A 16886-nucleotide genomic window follows, 5' to 3' on the forward strand; every position below is an offset into this window, starting at 1 on the left:
GTTAGGGAATGTCGGTGCTGGGTCGTAGGGTCTGGGGGTGGCTTTGGAGACCTCGCCGGAAGCGCCTGCGGCCGTGCGGACGATCGCGAACGGGATCGCGAGCTGGATCAACCAACTCGGTGCCGTGTGGGTCGAGGGGCAGCTGACGGACGTCTCGATCGGGCGGGGTACGACGACGGTCTTCGGGACTCTGCGGGACACAGACGCGGACATCTCGTTGCGGTTCACCTGCAACCGGCGGGTGTTCGAGGCCGTCGACGTCCGCGACGGCTCGCGGGTGCTGGTGCACGCCAAGCCGAACTTCTTCGCCCGCCGCGGCACGCTCGCGCTCGCGGTCAACGAGATCCGCCACGTCGGGATCGGCGAGCTGCTGGCCCGGATCGAGCGGCTGAAGCAGCTGCTCGCGGCCGAGGGCCTCTTCGAGCCGTACCGGAAGAAGAGGCTGCCGTTCCTGCCGCACACGATCGGGCTGATCTGCGGGCGGGACTCGGCGGCCGAGCGCGACGTACTGGAGAACGCGAAGCGGCGCTGGCCGGCGGTCGCGTTCCGGATCGAGTACGCGTCGGTGCAGGGACCGTCGGCGGCCGGTGAGGTGATGACCGCGCTGCGGAAGCTGGACGCGGACGACTCGGTCGAGGTGATCGTGATCGCGCGCGGCGGCGGATCGCTGGAGGATCTGCTGCCGTTCTCCGACGAGGGCCTGATCCGGGCGGTGTCGAAGACGGGTACGCCGGTGGTGAGCGCGATCGGGCACGAGCCGGACTCGCCGCTGCTCGACCTGGTCGCGGACCTCCGGGCGTCGACGCCGACCGATGCGGCGAAGCGGATCGTGCCGGACGTGCGCGAGGAACTCGACGGCGTGCGGCAGTTGCGCGATCGCGGTCTCCGGGCGATCCGGTCCTGGCTGGACCGCGAGGCGCACGCGCTGGCGGCGATCCGTTCGCGGCCGGCGCTGGCGGCGCCGGTGTCGGACCTGCAGCGCCGGGCCGACGAGATCACGGCGCTGGTCGAGCGCAATCGGCGTACGCTCACGCATCGGCTCGACCGGGCGAGCGACGACCTCGCGCACCGGCTGGCGAGCGTACGGGCGTTGTCCCCGAAGGCGACGCTCGAGCGCGGGTACTCCGTTCTCCAGCTGGCCGACGGCACCGCCGTACGGGAAGTGGCGCAGGTGGCGCCGGGTGACCTGCTGCAGGCGCGGGTCAGTGACGGCCGCTTCGCGGTCGAAGTCAAGTCCGAGGAGGACAAGTGAGCGGCGACCGACCCGAGATGACCTACGAGCAGGCCCGCGAGGAGCTCGTCGAGGTGGTCCGCAAACTCGAGGCCGGCGGCACCAGCCTCGAGGAATCCCTCGCCCTGTGGGAGCGCGGCGAAGAACTCGCCGGCACCTGCCAGCGCTGGCTGGACGGCGCCCGCGAGCGCCTCACCAAAGCCCAAGCTGCGCAGGAAGAGAAGTCGAACTGACTGTCCGCGTTGCGCTCGCGGAGGATCTGCTCGGGGCCGCCGAGGCTCGGGTAGCCAGTTGGCGGGCGGCGTTCACCGGACTCGTGCCCCAGGACTTCCTGGACGCCATGGATCCGCTCTCGATCGCATCTTCCTGGGCGGACAGCATCGCGGCCGGACGATCACGCCTGTACGTCGCAGTCGCGGGCGAGCAGGTGATCGGGTACGCCGGCGTGGGGCCGGAGCGCGACGAGGCAGCACCACCGAACACGGGCGAGCTGTACGCGCTCTTCGTCCACCCCGACCACTGGGGAACCGGCGCCGGCCACGCCCTGACCGACATCGCCTGCACCGATCTACGCAACGCAGGCTGCACCACAGTCCGCCTATGGGTGCTCGAGGCAAACATCCGCGCGCGCCGTTTCTACACGCGTTACGGCTTCACGGAAACGCCCGACCGCACGCACTCCTCGCTCGGCAACCTCCCCGAGATCAGGCTGACCGCACCCCTGGTGTGAAGGTTCGGCAAAGCCGAAGCGATTCCTCCGATGGTGACCTGATCCATCACTACGGTGAACCACTTTCCTAGATCTGGTTCACCATGTGGAGGTTTTACCAACAATGATCGCGCTCATCGTGATCGGCGTCCTCGTCCTCGGACTCGCCGGTTTCGTCTTCTGGTTCCTGAAGATCCGCGATCCGCTGAAGGGCGAGGACTTCTACAAGTTCCACGCCGAGCAGAAGTGGGCGTGGGAGCTCACGCTGACGCCCGAGCAGGAGAAGGCGTTCATGGCCGGCCTCGAGGCGTACGACGACGAGCGCGGCTGCTACCCGATGCGCGAGGAGGGCATCCTGCGCGTGTACAGCCCGATGATGCTGATCTCGCTGTTCTGGATGACCGAGCGGTTCGCCGCGATGGGGCCGGCCGCCGTACAGGATCCGGCAGGCGCCGTACAGCAGCTGATGACGGAGGCCGCGGACGGCGAGACCGACGGCATCCTGTACTACGACGACGAGTGGATGGGCGAGGACGTCGAGCAGGTTGACGGCATGGACAAGTACGCCTTCACCAGCGCGATCATGTCCGCGACGCGCTCACAGGGAGTCGACCACGAGTTCGCCGGCGGGTACGCGGACGAGGACAAGGGCTTCGTCACGATGGGCGTCCTCGCGAAGAGCCCTGAGCACGTGACCAAGATGTACGACGACGCGTTCGCGGTCTCCGGCCCGCAGACCGAGCTGAACAACCGGTTCGATGTCATGAAGGAGGTCATGAAGGCGGAGGACCCGGCGTACATCGCGGCACACGACAAGGCCGAGGCGGAGAAGAGCAAGTACGTCAACACGTTGATCTTCTGCTTCGACCGCGTACTGAAGCACTACAACGACGCGCGGCCGGAAATGCAGTACGCCGAACCACGCGACGTACTGTCCGTCGTGATGGCACAGATGCTGGAGGACGGGCGTTCCGGGTACACGTGGACACGGCCGCCGTCGCAGGAGCAGCACGAGCTCGCGCTGGCCCTCCTGGGCAACCGGGGCTAGCTGCGTGCACAAAGATCGTGACGACGCTGCGGCCGCCGCACTGACCGAGCTGGCCGAGCTGATCGCCGGCGCCGCCCCTCGGGGGTGGAAGCGCGCCGAGCTGCACGGGTATGCACTCGGGGGAGGCGGGTCCGGGCATCGTGGCTTCAGCTTCCTGCCCGACGGCCTGAACGAGCACGGCGCGAACGACATCGACGTCCACCCGAGTCTGTGCGCGCTGCATACGTTGCTGGGGGCAACCGAGCACCTCACGATCGATCTGGAACTGGAAGCCCGCGGCCGTTTTCGCGCGATTCTGAGCGAGCGGCTCGATCGCACGGACGGCCGCGGCTTCCGGTACCTGCTGGACCCGGAGTCCGAGCCGCCTACTCTTGACGCACCAGCTCCTGCCCTCGGCGAAGCCGGGGACCCGGCCGAAGCTGTTGCCCTGCTCAACGAGTACCACCAACTGCTGCATGCGGTACTGGAGCTGCCGGATCTTCCACCGCCGTTGGAGGATTGGGATCTCGACGTCACACTGCCGCAGGACCTCAGTGCGTTGTACGCCGTTGCCGACGGCGGCGGCGGGCAGGTGCAGTTCCACGGCTTCGCGTGGTTCGGCCTGGAGATGCTGGAGCAGCTGAGCTTCGACCATTGGTGGGTCACCAGAGGGTGGCGGCGCTTCGTCTACAACTCGTTCGTCACGGAGTTCGGGCCACCGGGGGCGATCCGGCGGGTGGGCGATCATCCAGCCTGGATTCCGTTCGCCACCGACTCCTTCGGCGACTATCTCGCCGTCGACATGGCACCCGGACCGAACGGGCGGCCCGGTCAGGTGATCCTGATCGGACGCCACCAGGACAGGGGGCCGATCTACGTCGCGGAGTCGGTGACCGAACTGATCCGCTCACACGCGGACGCCCTGCGCTCCGACCAGATCGAGCGCGACGACGACGGCGAACTGTGGATCAACTCAGGCGACGCCTACCACCACCAGCGCCGGTACGACGACATGTGCCAGCTCACTGTCAGCGGTCGAGACGCGGGCCCGGTCCGTGGGCTGACCGCGGAGACGCGTGAGTTGCTGGTACACGACGCACCCTGGGTCGATCTCCGACCGGTGCGAGATGCTCCGGCGTTGGTGAGGTTCGCGATCCACAACTGCGCGGGGCTCGACCTGTCACCGCTGCAGGAAACGACCGTCGAAGTGCTGTCGCTGGCGACCGACACGATCGACCTGTCCGGCCTGCACGGGCACCCGACCGTCGGCCAGATCGTCCTGCGCAGCGAGAAGCCAATCGATCTGCGACCGCTGGCGTCCTGCCCGAACCTGCACACTCTCGACCTGACCGATGCTCCTGCCGCCGACGTGTCCGCCTTGGGTCAGCTGCCCAACCTGCGCTACCTGCGGATGCTGCGCCCGCAGTGGCAGAAGTTCCTGGCCGGCCAGCCGCGGCCCGCATCCCTGGCAGTCGCCGAACTCGCCGAGGAGCCCCTGCAAGAACGAAAGTTCTACTGGTCCTTCGACAAGGCCTACGAGAAAACCCGCCGCCCAACGACGGCCGACGCCCTCGAATGGGCAGACAACCTCACCGCCCAGGCAACCGACATCACCACCATCAAAGGCAAGTTCAAGCCTTAGGGTCGGGCAGGAGGTTTGTTGCTGCTGCTCGGAGGCCGGCCTTCATTCGGGTGAGGTCGTAGCCCTGTTCGCGGAGGGCGTTGTGCAGGTCGGCTGCTAGCGGTGCTAGCAGCACGTGGGCTGTGTAGTCCGCGTCCAGTTCGGGGCGTGCGGCTTCGATCAGGTGGGACAGGTGGCGGTGCCAGAGGTGGTACGAGCCGATGCGGTAGCGCGCGCCGTCCGACGCGTTCTCGCTGTCCATGAACAGGGCGACGTGCCGATCGAGTAGGTCGAGGTACGCGTCCAGGAACGCCATCACCCGCACTGCGGGCGGCGCGCCCGGCCCGAGGGGCGGTGGGCCGCTGATGATCTTCGCCTGCAGTTCCTGCTCGCGCTCGTCGAGCAGCGCGACCGCCAGCCCGGCGCGATCACCGAACCGGCGGAACACGGTCCCCTTCCCCACGCCTGCCTCCGCGGCGATCGCGTCCAGCGAGACGTTCTTCACGCCCCGCTCGGTGAACAGCCGCTCCGCGGCCTCCAGCACCCGCAGCCGATTGCGGCGCGCATCCGCCCGCTCCGGCCGCGGCTCCCCCACGACCGGCAGACTCCGTTGTAAAGCGGACCGCGGTCCGGTACTGTCGCTCATGAGACGGACTGTAGTCCGCTAAAGACTCTGGAGGAAGCAGACATGAGCAACGCTCGGATCGCGATCGCCTACCACTCGGGCTACGGGCACACCGCGAAGCAGGCCGAAGCGGTGGCCGCCGGCGCCGCGTCGGTACCGGGGACCACGACCGATCTGGTGCCGCTGGACGAGCTGACCGAGGACGTCTGGGAGCGGCTGACCGCTGCCGACGCGATCATCTTCGGCGCGCCGACGTATATGGGGAGCCCGAGCTGGGTGTTCAAGAAGTTCGCTGAGGAGAGCGTGCGGATCTGGGCGGCCGACCTCGGCTGGCGGGACAAGATCGCGGCCGGGTTCACCAACTCGAAGGCGATGTCCGGCGACAAACTGAACAGCCTGGTCGACCTGGCCGTGTTCGCCGCGCAGCACGGGATGATCTGGGTCGGCCTGGACATCTACCCGGGCTGGGCGGACAGCACCGCGAGCATCGAGGACCTCAACCGGCTCGGCAGCTGGCTCGGCGCGATGGCGCAGTCCGACGCGGACCTGTCCGCGGAGAAAGCGCCGCCGGCCACCGACCTGCGGACCGCGGCCGCGCTCGGCGCCCGGGTCGCGACCGTCACGCACCGGCACCTGAGAGGAGCACTGGCGGCCTGATGGCATGGCTCATCCTGCTCGCCGCGGCGGCGTTCGAGATCGCGTTCGCGCTCAGCCTGAAACCGAGCGAGGGCTTCAGCCGGCTGTGGCCGACGCTCGGCGTGCTCGTGTTCGGCGTGATCTCGGTCGCCCTGCTCGCGAAGACACTCGATCACCTCCCGGTCGGTACGGCGTACGCGATCTGGACAGGCATCGGCTCGGTCGGCGTCGTCACCCTCGGCATCGTCCTGTTCCACGAACCGATCACCCCGACCCGCCTCGCCTGCATCGCCCTGATCGTCACGGGTGTGGTGGGACTCCGCCTGGCCGGCGCCGACTAACGAGCCGGTCAGGTGTTGGTGTGGCGTCGGCGGCGGGTGCGGGGGCCTGTGGGGAGGTGGTGGTTGTCCAGCGGGAGGTCGTTGGCGGGGGCCGGTCCGCCGGCCAGGAGTTGGTGGTAGGCGGACCAGGTGGTGGCGCGGGGCGGGATGTTGCCGATGGCATCTACCCGGGTGACCGGGTGGGTGCCTTCGTGGATCGGGTCCCAGAGGTCGGCGTCGCTGCGGAGGTCCCGGAGTTCGCCGAAGAGCTCCCGGCCGAACCAGCACGGGTAGCTCTCGCCGTCGTCGTACCGGCTGACGCCGATCGGCGTGGAGGCCTCGGCGACGAGCGACCAGACGGTGGCGGACGTGATCCCGGGCTGATCACCGAGCAGTACGACGATGCCGTCGGCCCGCCGGTCGACGGCGTCCAAGGCCGGCACGATCGACGAACTTCCGGTGTCGGAATGCGGCGACTCGACCACCCGCACCCCGTCGAGATCGATCCGGTCGTGGACCTGCTCCGACGCGCTGCCGAGCGTCACGACCAACTGGTCGAACGAGCATTCCCGCGCGCTTTCCAGCGCGGCGCCGAGCAGCGTGCCGCCCTGATAGGCCAGCAACTGCCAGGGAGATCCGAGATGCGGTGAGCTGTCCGCGCCCAGCAAAAGCCCCGTGATGAACATTTGCGGGTCAACTCCCTGCCCGGGACGGCGCGACCATTCGACGACCCTTCTGCTGGTCCCCGAGCGTACGCAAGCCGAGCCTCGATCGAACCCCGTGCCGTGGGCACGTGTCAACGACCGTCCGGAAAGTGGGCGGAAATGACCGGAAAATGGGCAGCCCGCGGCTTACCGCAGGTCAGCACAAATGTCAGCGCAGTACCGAAGCGAACGCTTCAAGCGCCGGATATCCGGCATTTCCGGCGACGATCGTGGTCACTCCGGAACCCACCAGGAGCAAGGCGTTCTCGTTCTTCCGGTCGAGCAGCACCTTGCGTTGCCAGGTGACACCGCCGACCGACGCCGTACCGTCGTCCGACGTCCGGCCGAGCTTGTCGGCGACGTATTTCCCGCCGGTGACATTCGACTGCTCGAGGCCGACGTATTTCTTCTCGTTCGTCACGACCCCGAGGTGCCAGGTGATCGGCTCCTGCTGCGGGGCGCGGAATTCCACGCTGGTCGCGGTCCATCCGGACGGCATCGGCTCCGGCCCGCGGACCCAGGCGGCGGCCTTCCGGGCGTCCTCCAGCTGAGCGGTGTACTCGACCGGGTTGGGCTGCGCCTCCTTCTTCGGGCGCCAGGTGACGGTGATCAGGAACGCGACCACGGCGAGGCAGATCACCAGCGCGAACACCATGTTCCCGACGGTCTGCGACTTGCGCTTGTCCCGCCGGTACGCCTGCCGGTACTCGTTCGCCTCCGCCTGAACCTGCGCCCGCTGCCGCGCCCTCACGTCAGCCTTCACGTCAGCCTTCTCCTGGGCTGCGGCCTCGTCGGAAGCGTCCTGACCTGTCGAACTCATGACCACAGTGTCTCGCGAGGTGCAATCCGCCCGAACAGCGGCCACACGCGTTGGCTACGATCCGTTGGCATGAGCGACCCGACCACGCCACCTGCCCATCTCGAGGTCGATGCGCACGCGCCCGACCGGAACCTCGCCCTCGAACTGGTCCGGGTCACCGAGGCCGCGGCGATGGCGGCGGGCCGCTGGGTCGGCCGCGGCGACAAGAACGGCGCCGACGGCGCGGCGGTGAACGCGATGCGTACGCTGATCGGCACTGTCGGTATGGACGGCGTCGTGGTGATCGGCGAGGGCGAGAAGGACAACGCCCCGATGCTGTACAACGGCGAGCAGGTCGGCTCCGGCGAGGGCCCGGCCTGTGACGTGGCGGTCGACCCAGTCGACGGTACGACGCTGGTCGCGAAGGGCATGGCCAACGGCATCGCGGTGATGGCCGTGTCCGCCCGGAACTCGATGTACGACCCGTCCGCGGTCTTCTACATGGAGAAGCTCGTCGTCGGCCCGGAGGCGGCCGAGGTGGTCGACATCCGGCTCCCGGTCGCGGAGAACATCCGCCGGGTCGCGAAGGCGAAGGGCAGCTCCGTCGACGACGTCACCGTCGTACTGCTGGACCGGCGGCGGCACAACGAGCTCGCGACCCAGATCCGGGCCACCGGTGCGCGGATCAAGTTCATCTCCGACGGCGACGTCGCGGGCGCCGTCGAGGCGGCCCGCCCGGACACCGGTCTGGACATGTTGCTCGGCATCGGCGGTACGCCGGAAGGCATCATCGCCGCCTGCGCGATGAAGTGCCTGGGCGGAAAGATCCAGGGCAAGCTCTGGCCGCGGGACGACGAGGAGCGGCAGAAGGCGCTCGACGCCGGCCACGACCTTGACCAGGTGCTCGACACCGACGACCTGGTGAGCGGCGACGACCACTTCTTCGTCGCGACCGGCATCACCGACGGCGAACTGCTCCGCGGGGTCCGCTACGGCCGCTCCACCGCCCGTACCCACTCGCTCGTGATGCGCTCCCGCAGCGGCACGATCCGCTCAATCGAGAGCGTCCACCAACTGGAGAAGCTCCGCGCCTACTCCGCCATCGACTTCGAGCACGCCCGATGAGCGCACCTGTCCTCGTCATCGGCGAGGCTCTCGTGGACATCGTCGGCCCGGCGGCGAAGACCGCCCGCAACGGCAACGGCAAGGCCAAGGCGATCCCCGGCGGGTTCGCCGCCAACGTCGCGGTCGGCCTGGCCCGGATGAGTGTGCCGACCGAGCTGGTGGCCCGTTTCGGCACCGATCCGTACGGCGATCTGCTCGGGTCACACCTGTTCGGGAACGGCGTCCAGCTCGCGCCGGGGACGGTGGACCCGGGGTCCCGGACCAGCACCGCCACCGCGACCCTGGATTCCGACGGGGTGGCGACGTACAAGTTCGACATGACCTGGGATCCGCCGGAGCTGTCGCTGCCGCGGGGCTGCCCGGCGATCCACACCGGGTCGATCGCGATGATGCTCGAGCCCGGGGCGACCGCGATCGGCGAGTTCCTGAAGTCGGTGGCCGACCAGCCGGTGACGGTCACGCTCGACCCGAATGCGCGGCCGGCGATCACCCCCGATCCGGTGGTGGCATGGTCGGCCGTTCGAGAGCTTGCCGCCCTGTCGGACCTGGTGAAGTTGAGCGACGAGGACTGCGAGTTCTTCCGGCCCGGAGTGTCGCTCGACGACATCGCGGAGGAGCTGCTGACCGCCGACCGGACGCAGTGCGTGGTGATCACGCGCGGCGGACACGGCGCGCTCGGCGTCGGCCGGGACATCCGGGTCGAGGTTCCGGCGCCGGCGATCGAGGTGGTCGACACCGTGGGAGCCGGCGACTCGCTGATGGCGGCGCTGATCGCAGGGCTGCTGGCGCGCGGGCTGCTCGGCGAGCGGCGGCTGGCCGGACTGACCTCCGACGACCTGCGGGACGTCGTGGACTACGCCGTGAAGGCGGCGGCCATCACCTGCACCCGGCACGGCGCCGACCCGCCGACCGCGGCCGAGCACACGGAGAAATGGGGATCCTGAGCGTGTCTGCCGAAACCTGGACCTCCGAACTGGAGTCCAACGGCAGCGTGGACTTCCGGCCGCGCCGCAGCAGGCTCGCGGTGCGGCTGGCCGGATTCGGTCTGCTGATGGTGCTGTCGGCCTGGACGAACGTCGAGCATCTGCGCGCGGACGGGGTGTCGGGCACACTCGGCGTACTGCGGCTGACCGCCCTCGCGGCGTTCGTCTACGGCACCGGCTGGACCACGTGGCAGCTTGTCACGAACCGCCCGGTCATCACGGTGGACACCGAGGGCGTCACCCGGGGCCGCAGCTTGCAGTGGTCGGGCATCACCAGCATCGACGAGCCCGCCGGCTGGCCGCTGGCTCGCGCGGTGCAGATCAACCCGGCGGACCGCCGTACGCGGCCTATCTCGATTCCGCAGGACCACGTCGGAGACCTGGACGCCCTCGCCCCCTGGCTGCGCTCACTGCACGAACAGCATCGGGACTAGTTCACCGAGCTGCGTACGGCGCTCAGATGTTCGCGGGAACGGGCCGCGGCCAGGTCCGGGTCCTTGGCGCGGATGGCGTCCGCGATCGCCTCGTGAGCGGCCTGGTCGTGGCGATGCCGGTGCTCCTCGTCGAGCTTGAGCATGTCGATCATCGCCCGCCGGATCAGCGGCACGAACGTGTCGAAGAGCTCCGTGAGTACGGCGTTGTGCGCGGCCGTCACCACCGCGCGGTGGAACGCGAGGTCGGCCTCGATGTACCAGTCGTCGGGCGACTTCACGGCGGCTCGTTGGCGGTCCGCGAGCGTGTAGCGGAAGTTCTTCAGGTCCGCCGGCGTACGACGGGTCGCCGCCAGCCGCGCGGCCTCGGTCTCGATCGCCAGCCGACCTTCCAGTACGTCGGTGATGTCGGCCTTCCGCAGTACCTTGTCCCAGTCCTCGGCGGCCTGTAGCGCGATCACGAACACGCCCGCGCCCTGGCGACTCTCCAGCACCCGCCGGCCCGCCAGTTCCCGAACGGCCTCGCGGATCGTGGACCGGCCGACGCCGAGCTGCGCGGCCAGCGTGGTCTCACCGGGAAGCTTCGCGCCGAGGACCCATTCGCCGCTCCCGATCCGGCGCAGCAACTCCTCGGCTGCCTGCTCGGCGAGCGGATGACGGCGAATCATGAGCGACATTCTAGAGGTGATCAGGTTGTCAGCTTGTCTGAGGAGTTGATACGGTGCTCGGCATGCGCACGCTTTCGCGTCTCCTCCTTCTTGGCCGCCACGGCGGGAGCTGATTCGACCGGCGCTCCCTCCGTGGAGTGCAGTCGTCTGCCGGTCCTCCCCGCTTCCCGGAAGGACCACCCGTCATGAATCGCCAGCAGCCCTCCCCCATGCCCAGCCACCGCTACCGCGACATCTTCACCAGGGTCCCGGTCGCACCCGTCGAACGCACCTGGCCGGATCGCCGGATCACGACGGCGCCGCTGTGGGTGCCGGTCGACCTCCGGGACGGCAACCAGGCACTGGCCGACCCGATGGATCCGGAGCGCAAGCGCCGGTTCTTCGAGCTGATGGTTGCCATCGGCTACAAAGAGATCGAGGTCGGCTACCCGTCCGCGTCCCAGACCGACTTCGACTTCGTGCGACTGCTGGCCACGTCCGACCTGGTCCCGGACGACGTCACGATCGTGGTGTTCACACCGGCCCGCCGCGACCTGATCGAACGGACCGTGGAGTCGGTCGCGGGCATGCGCGGCGACGTGGTGATCCACATGTACGCCGCGACCGCGCCGGTCTGGCGGGACGTCGTACTGCGTCGTACCCGGGACGAACTGGCGGCGATGATCTACGCCGGCTCCGAGGACATCCTGCGGCTGGCCGGGGACTCGGTGCGGTTCCAGTTCTCGCCCGAGGTCTACAACCTGACCGAGCCGGACTACGTGCTCGAGCTGGCGGATCGCCTCACCAAGCAGTGGGACGCCACGCCGGAGCGGCCGGTGATCCTGAACCTGCCCGCGACGATCGAGGCCGCGACACCGAACGTGTACGCCGACCAGATCGAGTACATGCACCAGAACCTGCCGCGACGCGACGGCGTCATCCTGTCGGTGCATCCGCACAACGACCGCGGCACCGGGGTCGCCTGCGCGGAGCTAGCAGTGCTAGCGGGAGCGCAGCGCGTCGAGGGCTGCGTCTTCGGCAACGGCGAACGCACCGGCAACGTCGACATCGCCACCCTCGCGCTCAACCTGCACGCACAGGGCGTCGACCCGATGATCGACTTCTCGGACATCGACGGGATCCGCGAAGTGGTCGAGTACTGCACGCGGATGCCGATCCATCCACGGCATCCGTACGTCGGCGAGCTCGTGTACACCGCGTTCTCGGGGACCCATCAGGACGCGATCCGGAAGGGGTTCGCCGTCCAGGGTCCCGGGGTGTGGGAGGTGCCTTATCTGCCGATCGATCCGGCGGATGTGGGCCGCGGGTACGAGGCCGTCGTACGGGTGAACAGCCAGTCCGGTAAGGGCGGGATCGCGCATGTGCTGGAGTCTGTGTACGGCATTCGGCTGTCTCCCGACCAGGAGCGGGAGTTCGCGCGGCACGTGCAGCGGCATACGGACGGGACCGGGCGGGAAGCGGGTGCGGAGGAGTTGAAGGCGTTGTACGAGGAGGTTTACGGGTGCTCGAACTGAAGGACGTCGACTTCGTCCGGGACGGCAAGGCGTTGCTGTCCGGGGTGTCGCTGACCGCGGGCGAGGGTGAGCGGTGGGCGCTGCTCGGGCCGAACGGCGCGGGCAAGAGCACGCTGCTCGGGCTGTGCGGTGCGGTCACCCATCCGACCCGCGGTACGGTCGAGATCCTCGGACGCCGACTCGGTACGGTCGACATTCGCACCCTGCGGGAGTCCATCGGGCACGTGAATCCGCGACACCCGCTGCGGTCGCCGCTGAGCATCCGGGACGTCGTACTGACCGGTCTCACCGGGACGATCGAGCGCATGCCGCGCTGGGAGCCGACTTTGGGGCAGGATGCTCGGGCGCTCGAGCTGATGGAGTTGCTCGGGATCGGCGGGCTGGCCGGCGCGCACTGGACCACGCTGTCCCAGGGCGAGCGTGGTCGCGCGCTGATCGCGCGGGCGCTGATCTCGGACCCGCAACTGCTCCTGCTGGACGAACCGTCGACCGGCCTGGACGTCGCGGCGCGCGAGCAACTGCTGGAGACGCTCGACCAGATCCACCTGAGCCACCCGCACCTGACCTGGGTCCTGGTCACCCATCACTTGGAGGAGCTCCCAACCTGCACCACCCACGCCGCCCTCCTGCGCGACGGCCGCGTACTGTCCGCCGGCCCGGTCGACGACGTGGTCACCACCGAACTGATCTCGGCAACCTTCGACCACCCGATAGAAATCAACCGCCACGCCGGCCGCTGGACCGCAACCACCCAACACCGCTGAGCAGTCCGAGTACGGCGCATCCCCCGGCGAGCCACAGCCAGAACGTCCTGTCTGATCGCGCTGACTCGACTGCCCAGGTGCTACGAGCCGTCCCCGGCTCGGCGACGACGTACTCGACCGGTACGACGTCGCCGAGCCGGAGGAAGTGCTCGCCGGGGTCGCGTGCGGTGTTGAACGTGTGCTCCACGCCGCTGACGGCGTACCGGATGTCCACCGTGCCGGACCCCTTGTCGAACCACCCGGGCTCGTGGATCTTGACCACTGTTCCGCTCGTGATCGTGGTCGGCTGATCCGCCACCTGAGCCACGCTCCTGGCGTGCAATCCGAGGCCGCCGAACGCGACCGTCATGAGAGCAAAGAACAGCACAAGGCTCAACGGAACAACCGGTTTCCCCCGGGCCCACAGCACAGCCACGACAATCACCATCAGCACCAGCCATGCCATCACCACGCCGAGCCCGATCATCCCGCCGACGAACGCCGCGTCCCCGACCGGGCTGTGCGCGACGAGGGCGACCAGAGCGCCGATTCCGGTTCCGAGCGCACCGACGAGAAGCACGGCCGCGACAACCCCCATGCCGAACAGGGACGAGCCGGAGTCGGCCAGCTCGTACGCCGCCGCCGGACCGCGCACGAACGCCCAGCTGAGCGCCCCGCGAATCCGCCCCATGCGCCAAGTGTCGTGCATTACAGTGGTGTTCCGCTCCGGGGGTGGAGTCGTGAGGGCTGGGGGCGACATGACTGTGATGGGCGAGCGACTGCCCGAGGCCTGGATGGTCGAGCTGCACCGGAACGGCCGGGTCGAGTTCCCGCTCCGCCGCTGGTCGTTCCTGCAGATCCCGGTGTTCCCGATCCTCGGATTGTCGGTGTTATCGACAGGCAGACTTCCGGACATGCTCGCCGACGGCAACTGGCGTTTCCTCGCCTATCTGCTGATCGCGGTGTACGCCGGCGTCGTGATCGCGTTGGTCTGGCAGCTCGTCACCCAACGCCCGGTCCTCGTCATCGACCACCGGGGCATCCACCAAGGCCGCCGCCGCTCCATGCCCTGGACCGACATCGGCTCCATCGGCCTCGTCGCCGGCCCGAAGCTCGCCCGTCAACTCCAGGTCCACCCCAAGAACGTCTGGGCCAAGAACCTCACCCTCACCCAGCAACACGTCAACGACCTACAAGCCCTCCAAACCTGGCTCCAAGAGGTGCTGGAGGATCACCGGAAAGCGAGCGTTTAGGCAGGCGTTCCTAGGTGAGGCCGAGGCGTTTGGAGAGGCGGGGGCCTCGTTTGATCTTGATTTCGCCGAGGATGGCGGTGCCGCGGATGTGGAAGCGTTTGGGGGCGGTGGGCTGGGCGTTCGGGTCGGGGACGGCTTTGAGGCCGGCTTCCTGTTCCGAGACGGAGCCGAGGATCGGGTTGCTGTCGAGCAGGACGATCGCGTTCTGCGGGACCCGGATCTTCACGTCGGCGAGGATCGACTTCACGTCGATGGTGATCTCGTCGAACGGGATCTGCGCCTCGGTGTAGTCGAGGGTGACGTCGCCGAGGACCGCGTTCACCTCCTGGCGCTGCGGGACCAGCCAGTTCCCCATCCGCTTGGACTCGGACATGAACACGTTGATCACCGGACCGGTCTCCACCATCGCGCCGCCGTACTGCGGGGTGGTGGACGGAACGTTCTGAGCGCGCGGGCCGGTCGGCAGGTCGGCGGTCAGCTCGACCAGTTCGCCGTACGTCTTGGAGGCGTACAGCGTCTCGAGCCGGTCCTCGAGCTCGGTGTACGACAGCCGGCCCTCGCCCGCGGCGTCGCGGAGGATGTCGGCGACCTCCTCCCGCTCGAGATCGGACACCCGTCGCCGCAGCGCCGGGTCGTCACCGCCCTGGGCGGGCACGACATCCTGCGGGCGGTTCTCCTGGGGAACGTCATCCTGAGCCACCCCAAAACCATACGCGTGCCCGCCCCCGCCCGCAGACCCGTTGCCTCCCCGATTCACCCCTGATCCCACCCCTGATACCGGGCGTTAGGCTTTGGATGTCCAAACCAGTCTGTGTGGAGGTATGCCCGGTGTCTGCCGACTTCAACTACTCCGATCTGCTGCCGTTGGGTGCCGACGAGACGGAGTACCGGCTGCTGACGACGGAGGGTGTCAGCACGTTCACCGCAGGCGATCGGACGTTCCTGCAGGTCCAGCCCGAGGTGCTGCAGGCGCTGACCGCGGAGGCGATGCACGACATCTCGCACTACCTGCGGACCGCGCACCTCGAGCAGCTGCGGCGGATCATCGACGACCCGGAGGCGTCCGGGAACGACCGGTTCGTCGCGCTCGACCTGCTGAAGAACGCGAACATCTCGGCCGGCGGCGTACTCCCGATGTGCCAGGACACCGGCACCGCGATCGTGATGGGCAAGAAGTCCGAGGGCGTCCTCACCGGCGTGGCGGACGAGGAGTGGATCAGCCGCGGCGTGTACGACGCCTACACCAAGCTGAACCTGCGCTACTCGCAGATGGCCCCGCTGAACATGTGGGACGAGAAGAACACGGGCTCCAACCTCCCGGCGCAGATCGAGCTGTACTCGACCCCGGCCGGCTCCGGCGACCCGGCGTACAAGTTCCTGTTCATGGCCAAGGGCGGTGGCTCCGCGAACAAGTCGTTCCTCTACCAGGAGACGAAGGCGGTCCTGAACCCGTCGCGGATGATGGAGTTCCTGGACGAGAAGATCAGGTCGTTGGGTACGGCGGCCTGCCCGCCGTACCACCTGGCGGTCGTGGTCGGCGGCACATCGGCCGAGTTCGCGCTGAAGACCGCGAAGTACGCCTCCGCGCACTACCTCGACACGCTGCCGACCACGGGATCGCCGGTGGGGCACGGGTTCCGGGACGTGGAGCTGGAGGAGGAGGTCTTCAAGCTCACGCAGGAGTTCGGGATCGGGGCACAGTTCGGCGGGAAGTACTTCTGCCACGACGTCCGCGTGATCCGGCTGCCGCGGCACGGCGCGTCCTGCCCGGTCGCGATCGCGGTGTCGTGTTCGGCGGACCGCCAGGCGCTGGCGAAGATCACGCCGGAAGGTGTGTTCCTCGAGCAGCTCGAGCGCGACCCGGCGCGGTTCCTGCCGGACACCACGGACGAGCACCTGTCCGACGACGCCGAGGTCGTGCGCATCGACCTGAACCGGCCGATGAGCGAGATCCGCGACGAGCTGTCCAAGCTGCCCGTGAAGACGCGGCTGTCGCTGAGCGGTCCGCTGGTGGTGGCGCGGGACATCGCGCACGCGAAGATCAAGGAGCGGCTGGACGCGGGCGAGCCGATGCCATCGTATCTGCGGGACCACGCGGTGTACTACGCGGGTCCGGCGAAGACGCCTGAGGGGTATGCGTCGGGGTCGTTCGGGCCGACGACGGCGGGGCGGATGGATGCGTACGTCGATCAGTTCCAGGCGGCCGGCGGGTCGTTCGTCATGCTTGCCAAGGGCAACCGGTCGGCGAAGGTGACGGCGGCGTGCAAGGAGCACGGCGGGTTCTACCTCGGGTCGATCGGCGGTCCGGCGGCGCGGCTGGCACAGGACTGCATCAAGTCCGTCGACGTGATCGAGTACCCGGAGCTCGGTATGGAGGCGATCTGGAAGATCCAGGTCGAGGACTTCCCGGCGTTCATCGTCGTCGACGACAAGGGCAACGACTTCTTCACCGACACCCGGAAGCCGGTCCCCCTCACCGTTCGTCCTCGTAGTTGAG

General features: G+C 68.5%; 20 protein-coding genes. 14 read left to right on the plus strand and 6 right to left on the minus strand.

Annotated features, from left to right (window positions below):
- The first annotated feature begins 37 nt into the window (after window positions 1–37).
- The 5 genes from xseA (at window position 38) to OHB24_RS02555 (ending at window position 4609) form a co-directional block, all read left to right on the plus strand.
- Window positions 38–1252 carry an exodeoxyribonuclease VII large subunit gene (xseA, locus tag OHB24_RS02535; RefSeq protein ID WP_327637287.1) on the plus strand — a complete coding sequence of 405 codons (1215 nt, stop codon included), beginning with the start codon at window positions 38–40 and terminating at the stop codon, window positions 1250–1252.
- Window positions 1253–1269: 17 nt separating this feature from the next.
- Window positions 1270–1464 (plus strand): exodeoxyribonuclease VII small subunit, encoded by a 195-nt coding sequence (locus OHB24_RS02540; RefSeq protein WP_131286047.1) that lies wholly within the window; start codon window positions 1270–1272, stop codon window positions 1462–1464.
- Between the two features lie 83 nt (window positions 1465–1547).
- Window positions 1548–1961 carry a GNAT family N-acetyltransferase gene (locus OHB24_RS02545; protein WP_327637288.1) on the plus strand — a complete coding sequence of 138 codons (414 nt, stop codon included), beginning with the start codon at window positions 1548–1550 and terminating at the stop codon, window positions 1959–1961.
- A 103-nt stretch (window positions 1962–2064) separates the two neighbouring features.
- On the plus strand, window positions 2065–2988 hold the full coding sequence (locus OHB24_RS02550) for a hypothetical protein (protein ID WP_327637289.1): 924 nt from the start codon (window positions 2065–2067) through the stop codon (window positions 2986–2988).
- A 4-nt stretch (window positions 2989–2992) separates the two neighbouring features.
- Window positions 2993–4609 carry an SMI1/KNR4 family protein gene (locus OHB24_RS02555; RefSeq protein WP_327637290.1) on the plus strand — a complete coding sequence of 539 codons (1617 nt, stop codon included), beginning with the start codon at window positions 2993–2995 and terminating at the stop codon, window positions 4607–4609.
- Here the strand turns inward: OHB24_RS02555 and OHB24_RS02560 are convergent.
- A complete protein-coding gene (locus OHB24_RS02560; protein WP_327637291.1) occupies window positions 4599–5234 on the minus strand; it encodes a TetR/AcrR family transcriptional regulator in 636 nt (211 codons plus the stop codon). The two genes, OHB24_RS02555 and OHB24_RS02560, sit on opposite strands and share 11 nt — an antisense overlap.
- Window positions 5235–5276: 42 nt before the next feature.
- Here OHB24_RS02560 and OHB24_RS02565 point away from each other — a divergent pair, with 42 nt between their 5' ends.
- Both OHB24_RS02565 and OHB24_RS02570 read left to right on the plus strand, forming a co-directional pair.
- The gene (locus OHB24_RS02565) at window positions 5277–5870 is read left to right on the plus strand and encodes a flavodoxin family protein (RefSeq protein ID WP_130384120.1); all 594 of its coding nucleotides are present in this window, start codon (window positions 5277–5279) and stop codon (window positions 5868–5870) included.
- Window positions 5870–6190, plus strand: coding sequence for a DMT family transporter (locus OHB24_RS02570; RefSeq protein WP_327637292.1), 321 nt, complete (start codon window positions 5870–5872; stop codon window positions 6188–6190). Before OHB24_RS02565 ends, OHB24_RS02570 begins: the two co-directional genes overlap by 1 nt.
- 8 nt (window positions 6191–6198) lie before the next feature.
- Here OHB24_RS02570 and OHB24_RS02575 read toward each other — a convergent pair whose 3' ends face one another.
- Window positions 6199–6855 (minus strand): nucleotidyltransferase family protein, encoded by a 657-nt coding sequence (locus tag OHB24_RS02575; protein ID WP_327637293.1) that lies wholly within the window; start codon window positions 6853–6855, stop codon window positions 6199–6201.
- Window positions 6856–7042: 187 nt separating this feature from the next.
- Window positions 7043–7693 carry a DUF4245 domain-containing protein gene (locus tag OHB24_RS02580; RefSeq protein ID WP_327637294.1) on the minus strand — a complete coding sequence of 217 codons (651 nt, stop codon included), beginning with the start codon at window positions 7691–7693 and terminating at the stop codon, window positions 7043–7045.
- Window positions 7694–7762: 69 nt separating this feature from the next.
- Between OHB24_RS02580 and glpX the strand changes: the two genes are divergently transcribed.
- Genes glpX through OHB24_RS02595 form a run of 3 tightly spaced genes read left to right on the plus strand, consistent with a single transcriptional unit; the run spans window position 7763 to window position 10214 of the window.
- A complete protein-coding gene (glpX, locus tag OHB24_RS02585) occupies window positions 7763–8797 on the plus strand; it encodes a class II fructose-bisphosphatase (protein WP_327637295.1) in 1035 nt (344 codons plus the stop codon).
- Window positions 8794–9741 (plus strand): carbohydrate kinase family protein, encoded by a 948-nt coding sequence (locus OHB24_RS02590; RefSeq protein ID WP_327637296.1) that lies wholly within the window; start codon window positions 8794–8796, stop codon window positions 9739–9741. The genes glpX and OHB24_RS02590 overlap by 4 nt, the downstream gene beginning before the upstream one ends.
- A 2-nt stretch (window positions 9742–9743) precedes the next feature.
- Complete coding sequence (locus OHB24_RS02595; protein ID WP_327637297.1) at window positions 9744–10214, plus strand: hypothetical protein; 471 nt, start codon at window positions 9744–9746, stop codon at window positions 10212–10214.
- Here OHB24_RS02595 and OHB24_RS02600 read toward each other — a convergent pair.
- A complete protein-coding gene (locus OHB24_RS02600; RefSeq protein WP_327637299.1) occupies window positions 10211–10879 on the minus strand; it encodes a FadR/GntR family transcriptional regulator in 669 nt (222 codons plus the stop codon). The genes OHB24_RS02595 and OHB24_RS02600 overlap by 4 nt on opposite strands.
- Window positions 10880–11064: 185 nt before the next feature.
- Between OHB24_RS02600 and OHB24_RS02605 the strand changes: the two genes are divergently transcribed.
- The gene (locus OHB24_RS02605) at window positions 11065–12393 is read left to right on the plus strand and encodes a 2-isopropylmalate synthase (RefSeq protein ID WP_327637300.1); all 1329 of its coding nucleotides are present in this window, start codon (window positions 11065–11067) and stop codon (window positions 12391–12393) included.
- Entirely contained in the window at window positions 12381–13157 is a 777-nt protein-coding gene (locus tag OHB24_RS02610) for an ABC transporter ATP-binding protein (protein WP_327637301.1), read from the plus strand. Before OHB24_RS02605 ends, OHB24_RS02610 begins: the two co-directional genes overlap by 13 nt.
- Here the strand turns inward: OHB24_RS02610 and OHB24_RS02615 are convergent.
- Window positions 13111–13827 (minus strand): hypothetical protein, encoded by a 717-nt coding sequence (locus OHB24_RS02615; protein WP_327637302.1) that lies wholly within the window; start codon window positions 13825–13827, stop codon window positions 13111–13113. The genes OHB24_RS02610 and OHB24_RS02615 overlap by 47 nt on opposite strands.
- Window positions 13828–13876: 49 nt before the next feature.
- Here OHB24_RS02615 and OHB24_RS02620 point away from each other — a divergent pair, with 49 nt between their 5' ends.
- Window positions 13877–14389 (plus strand): hypothetical protein, encoded by a 513-nt coding sequence (locus OHB24_RS02620; RefSeq protein ID WP_327637303.1) that lies wholly within the window; start codon window positions 13877–13879, stop codon window positions 14387–14389.
- A gap of 10 nt (window positions 14390–14399) precedes the next feature.
- Here the strand turns inward: OHB24_RS02620 and OHB24_RS02625 are convergent, their stop codons facing one another.
- Window positions 14400–15089: a DUF1707 SHOCT-like domain-containing protein gene (locus tag OHB24_RS02625; RefSeq protein WP_327637304.1), complete on the minus strand. Its 690-nt coding sequence runs from the start codon at window positions 15087–15089 to the stop codon at window positions 14400–14402.
- Window positions 15090–15184: 95 nt separating this feature from the next.
- Here OHB24_RS02625 and OHB24_RS02630 point away from each other — a divergent pair, with 95 nt between their 5' ends.
- Window positions 15185–16885 carry a fumarate hydratase gene (locus OHB24_RS02630; protein ID WP_327637305.1) on the plus strand — a complete coding sequence of 567 codons (1701 nt, stop codon included), beginning with the start codon at window positions 15185–15187 and terminating at the stop codon, window positions 16883–16885.
- The last annotated feature ends 1 nt before the right edge of the window (window position 16886 follow it).

The sequence above is a fragment of the Kribbella sp. NBC_00482 genome, assembly GCF_036013725.1.
Lineage (GTDB): Bacteria > Actinomycetota > Actinomycetes > Propionibacteriales > Kribbellaceae > Kribbella.

Bases quoted from the DNA above. Each gene is read 5' to 3' on its own strand.
- OHB24_RS02580 (WP_327637294.1), bottom strand. From the start codon at position 7,693: ATGAGTTCGACAGGTCAGGACGCTTCCGACGAGGCCGCAGCCCAGGAG.
- glpX (WP_327637295.1), top strand. From the start codon at position 7,763: ATGAGCGACCCGACCACGCCACCTGCCCATCTCGAGGTCGATGCGCAC.
- OHB24_RS02550 (WP_327637289.1), top strand. From the start codon at position 2,065: ATGATCGCGCTCATCGTGATCGGCGTCCTCGTCCTCGGACTCGCCGGT.
- OHB24_RS02605 (WP_327637300.1), top strand. From the start codon at position 11,065: ATGAATCGCCAGCAGCCCTCCCCCATGCCCAGCCACCGCTACCGCGAC.
- OHB24_RS02630 (WP_327637305.1), top strand. From the start codon at position 15,185: ATGTCCAAACCAGTCTGTGTGGAGGTATGCCCGGTGTCTGCCGACTTC.
- OHB24_RS02560 (WP_327637291.1), bottom strand. From the start codon at position 5,234: ATGAGCGACAGTACCGGACCGCGGTCCGCTTTACAACGGAGTCTGCCG.
- OHB24_RS02570 (WP_327637292.1), top strand. From the start codon at position 5,870: ATGGCATGGCTCATCCTGCTCGCCGCGGCGGCGTTCGAGATCGCGTTC.
- OHB24_RS02565 (WP_130384120.1), top strand. From the start codon at position 5,277: ATGAGCAACGCTCGGATCGCGATCGCCTACCACTCGGGCTACGGGCAC.
- OHB24_RS02590 (WP_327637296.1), top strand. From the start codon at position 8,794: ATGAGCGCACCTGTCCTCGTCATCGGCGAGGCTCTCGTGGACATCGTC.
- OHB24_RS02615 (WP_327637302.1), bottom strand. From the start codon at position 13,827: ATGGGGCGGATTCGCGGGGCGCTCAGCTGGGCGTTCGTGCGCGGTCCG.
- OHB24_RS02575 (WP_327637293.1), bottom strand. From the start codon at position 6,855: ATGTTCATCACGGGGCTTTTGCTGGGCGCGGACAGCTCACCGCATCTC.
- OHB24_RS02600 (WP_327637299.1), bottom strand. From the start codon at position 10,879: ATGATTCGCCGTCATCCGCTCGCCGAGCAGGCAGCCGAGGAGTTGCTG.
- OHB24_RS02540 (WP_131286047.1), top strand. From the start codon at position 1,270: ATGACCTACGAGCAGGCCCGCGAGGAGCTCGTCGAGGTGGTCCGCAAA.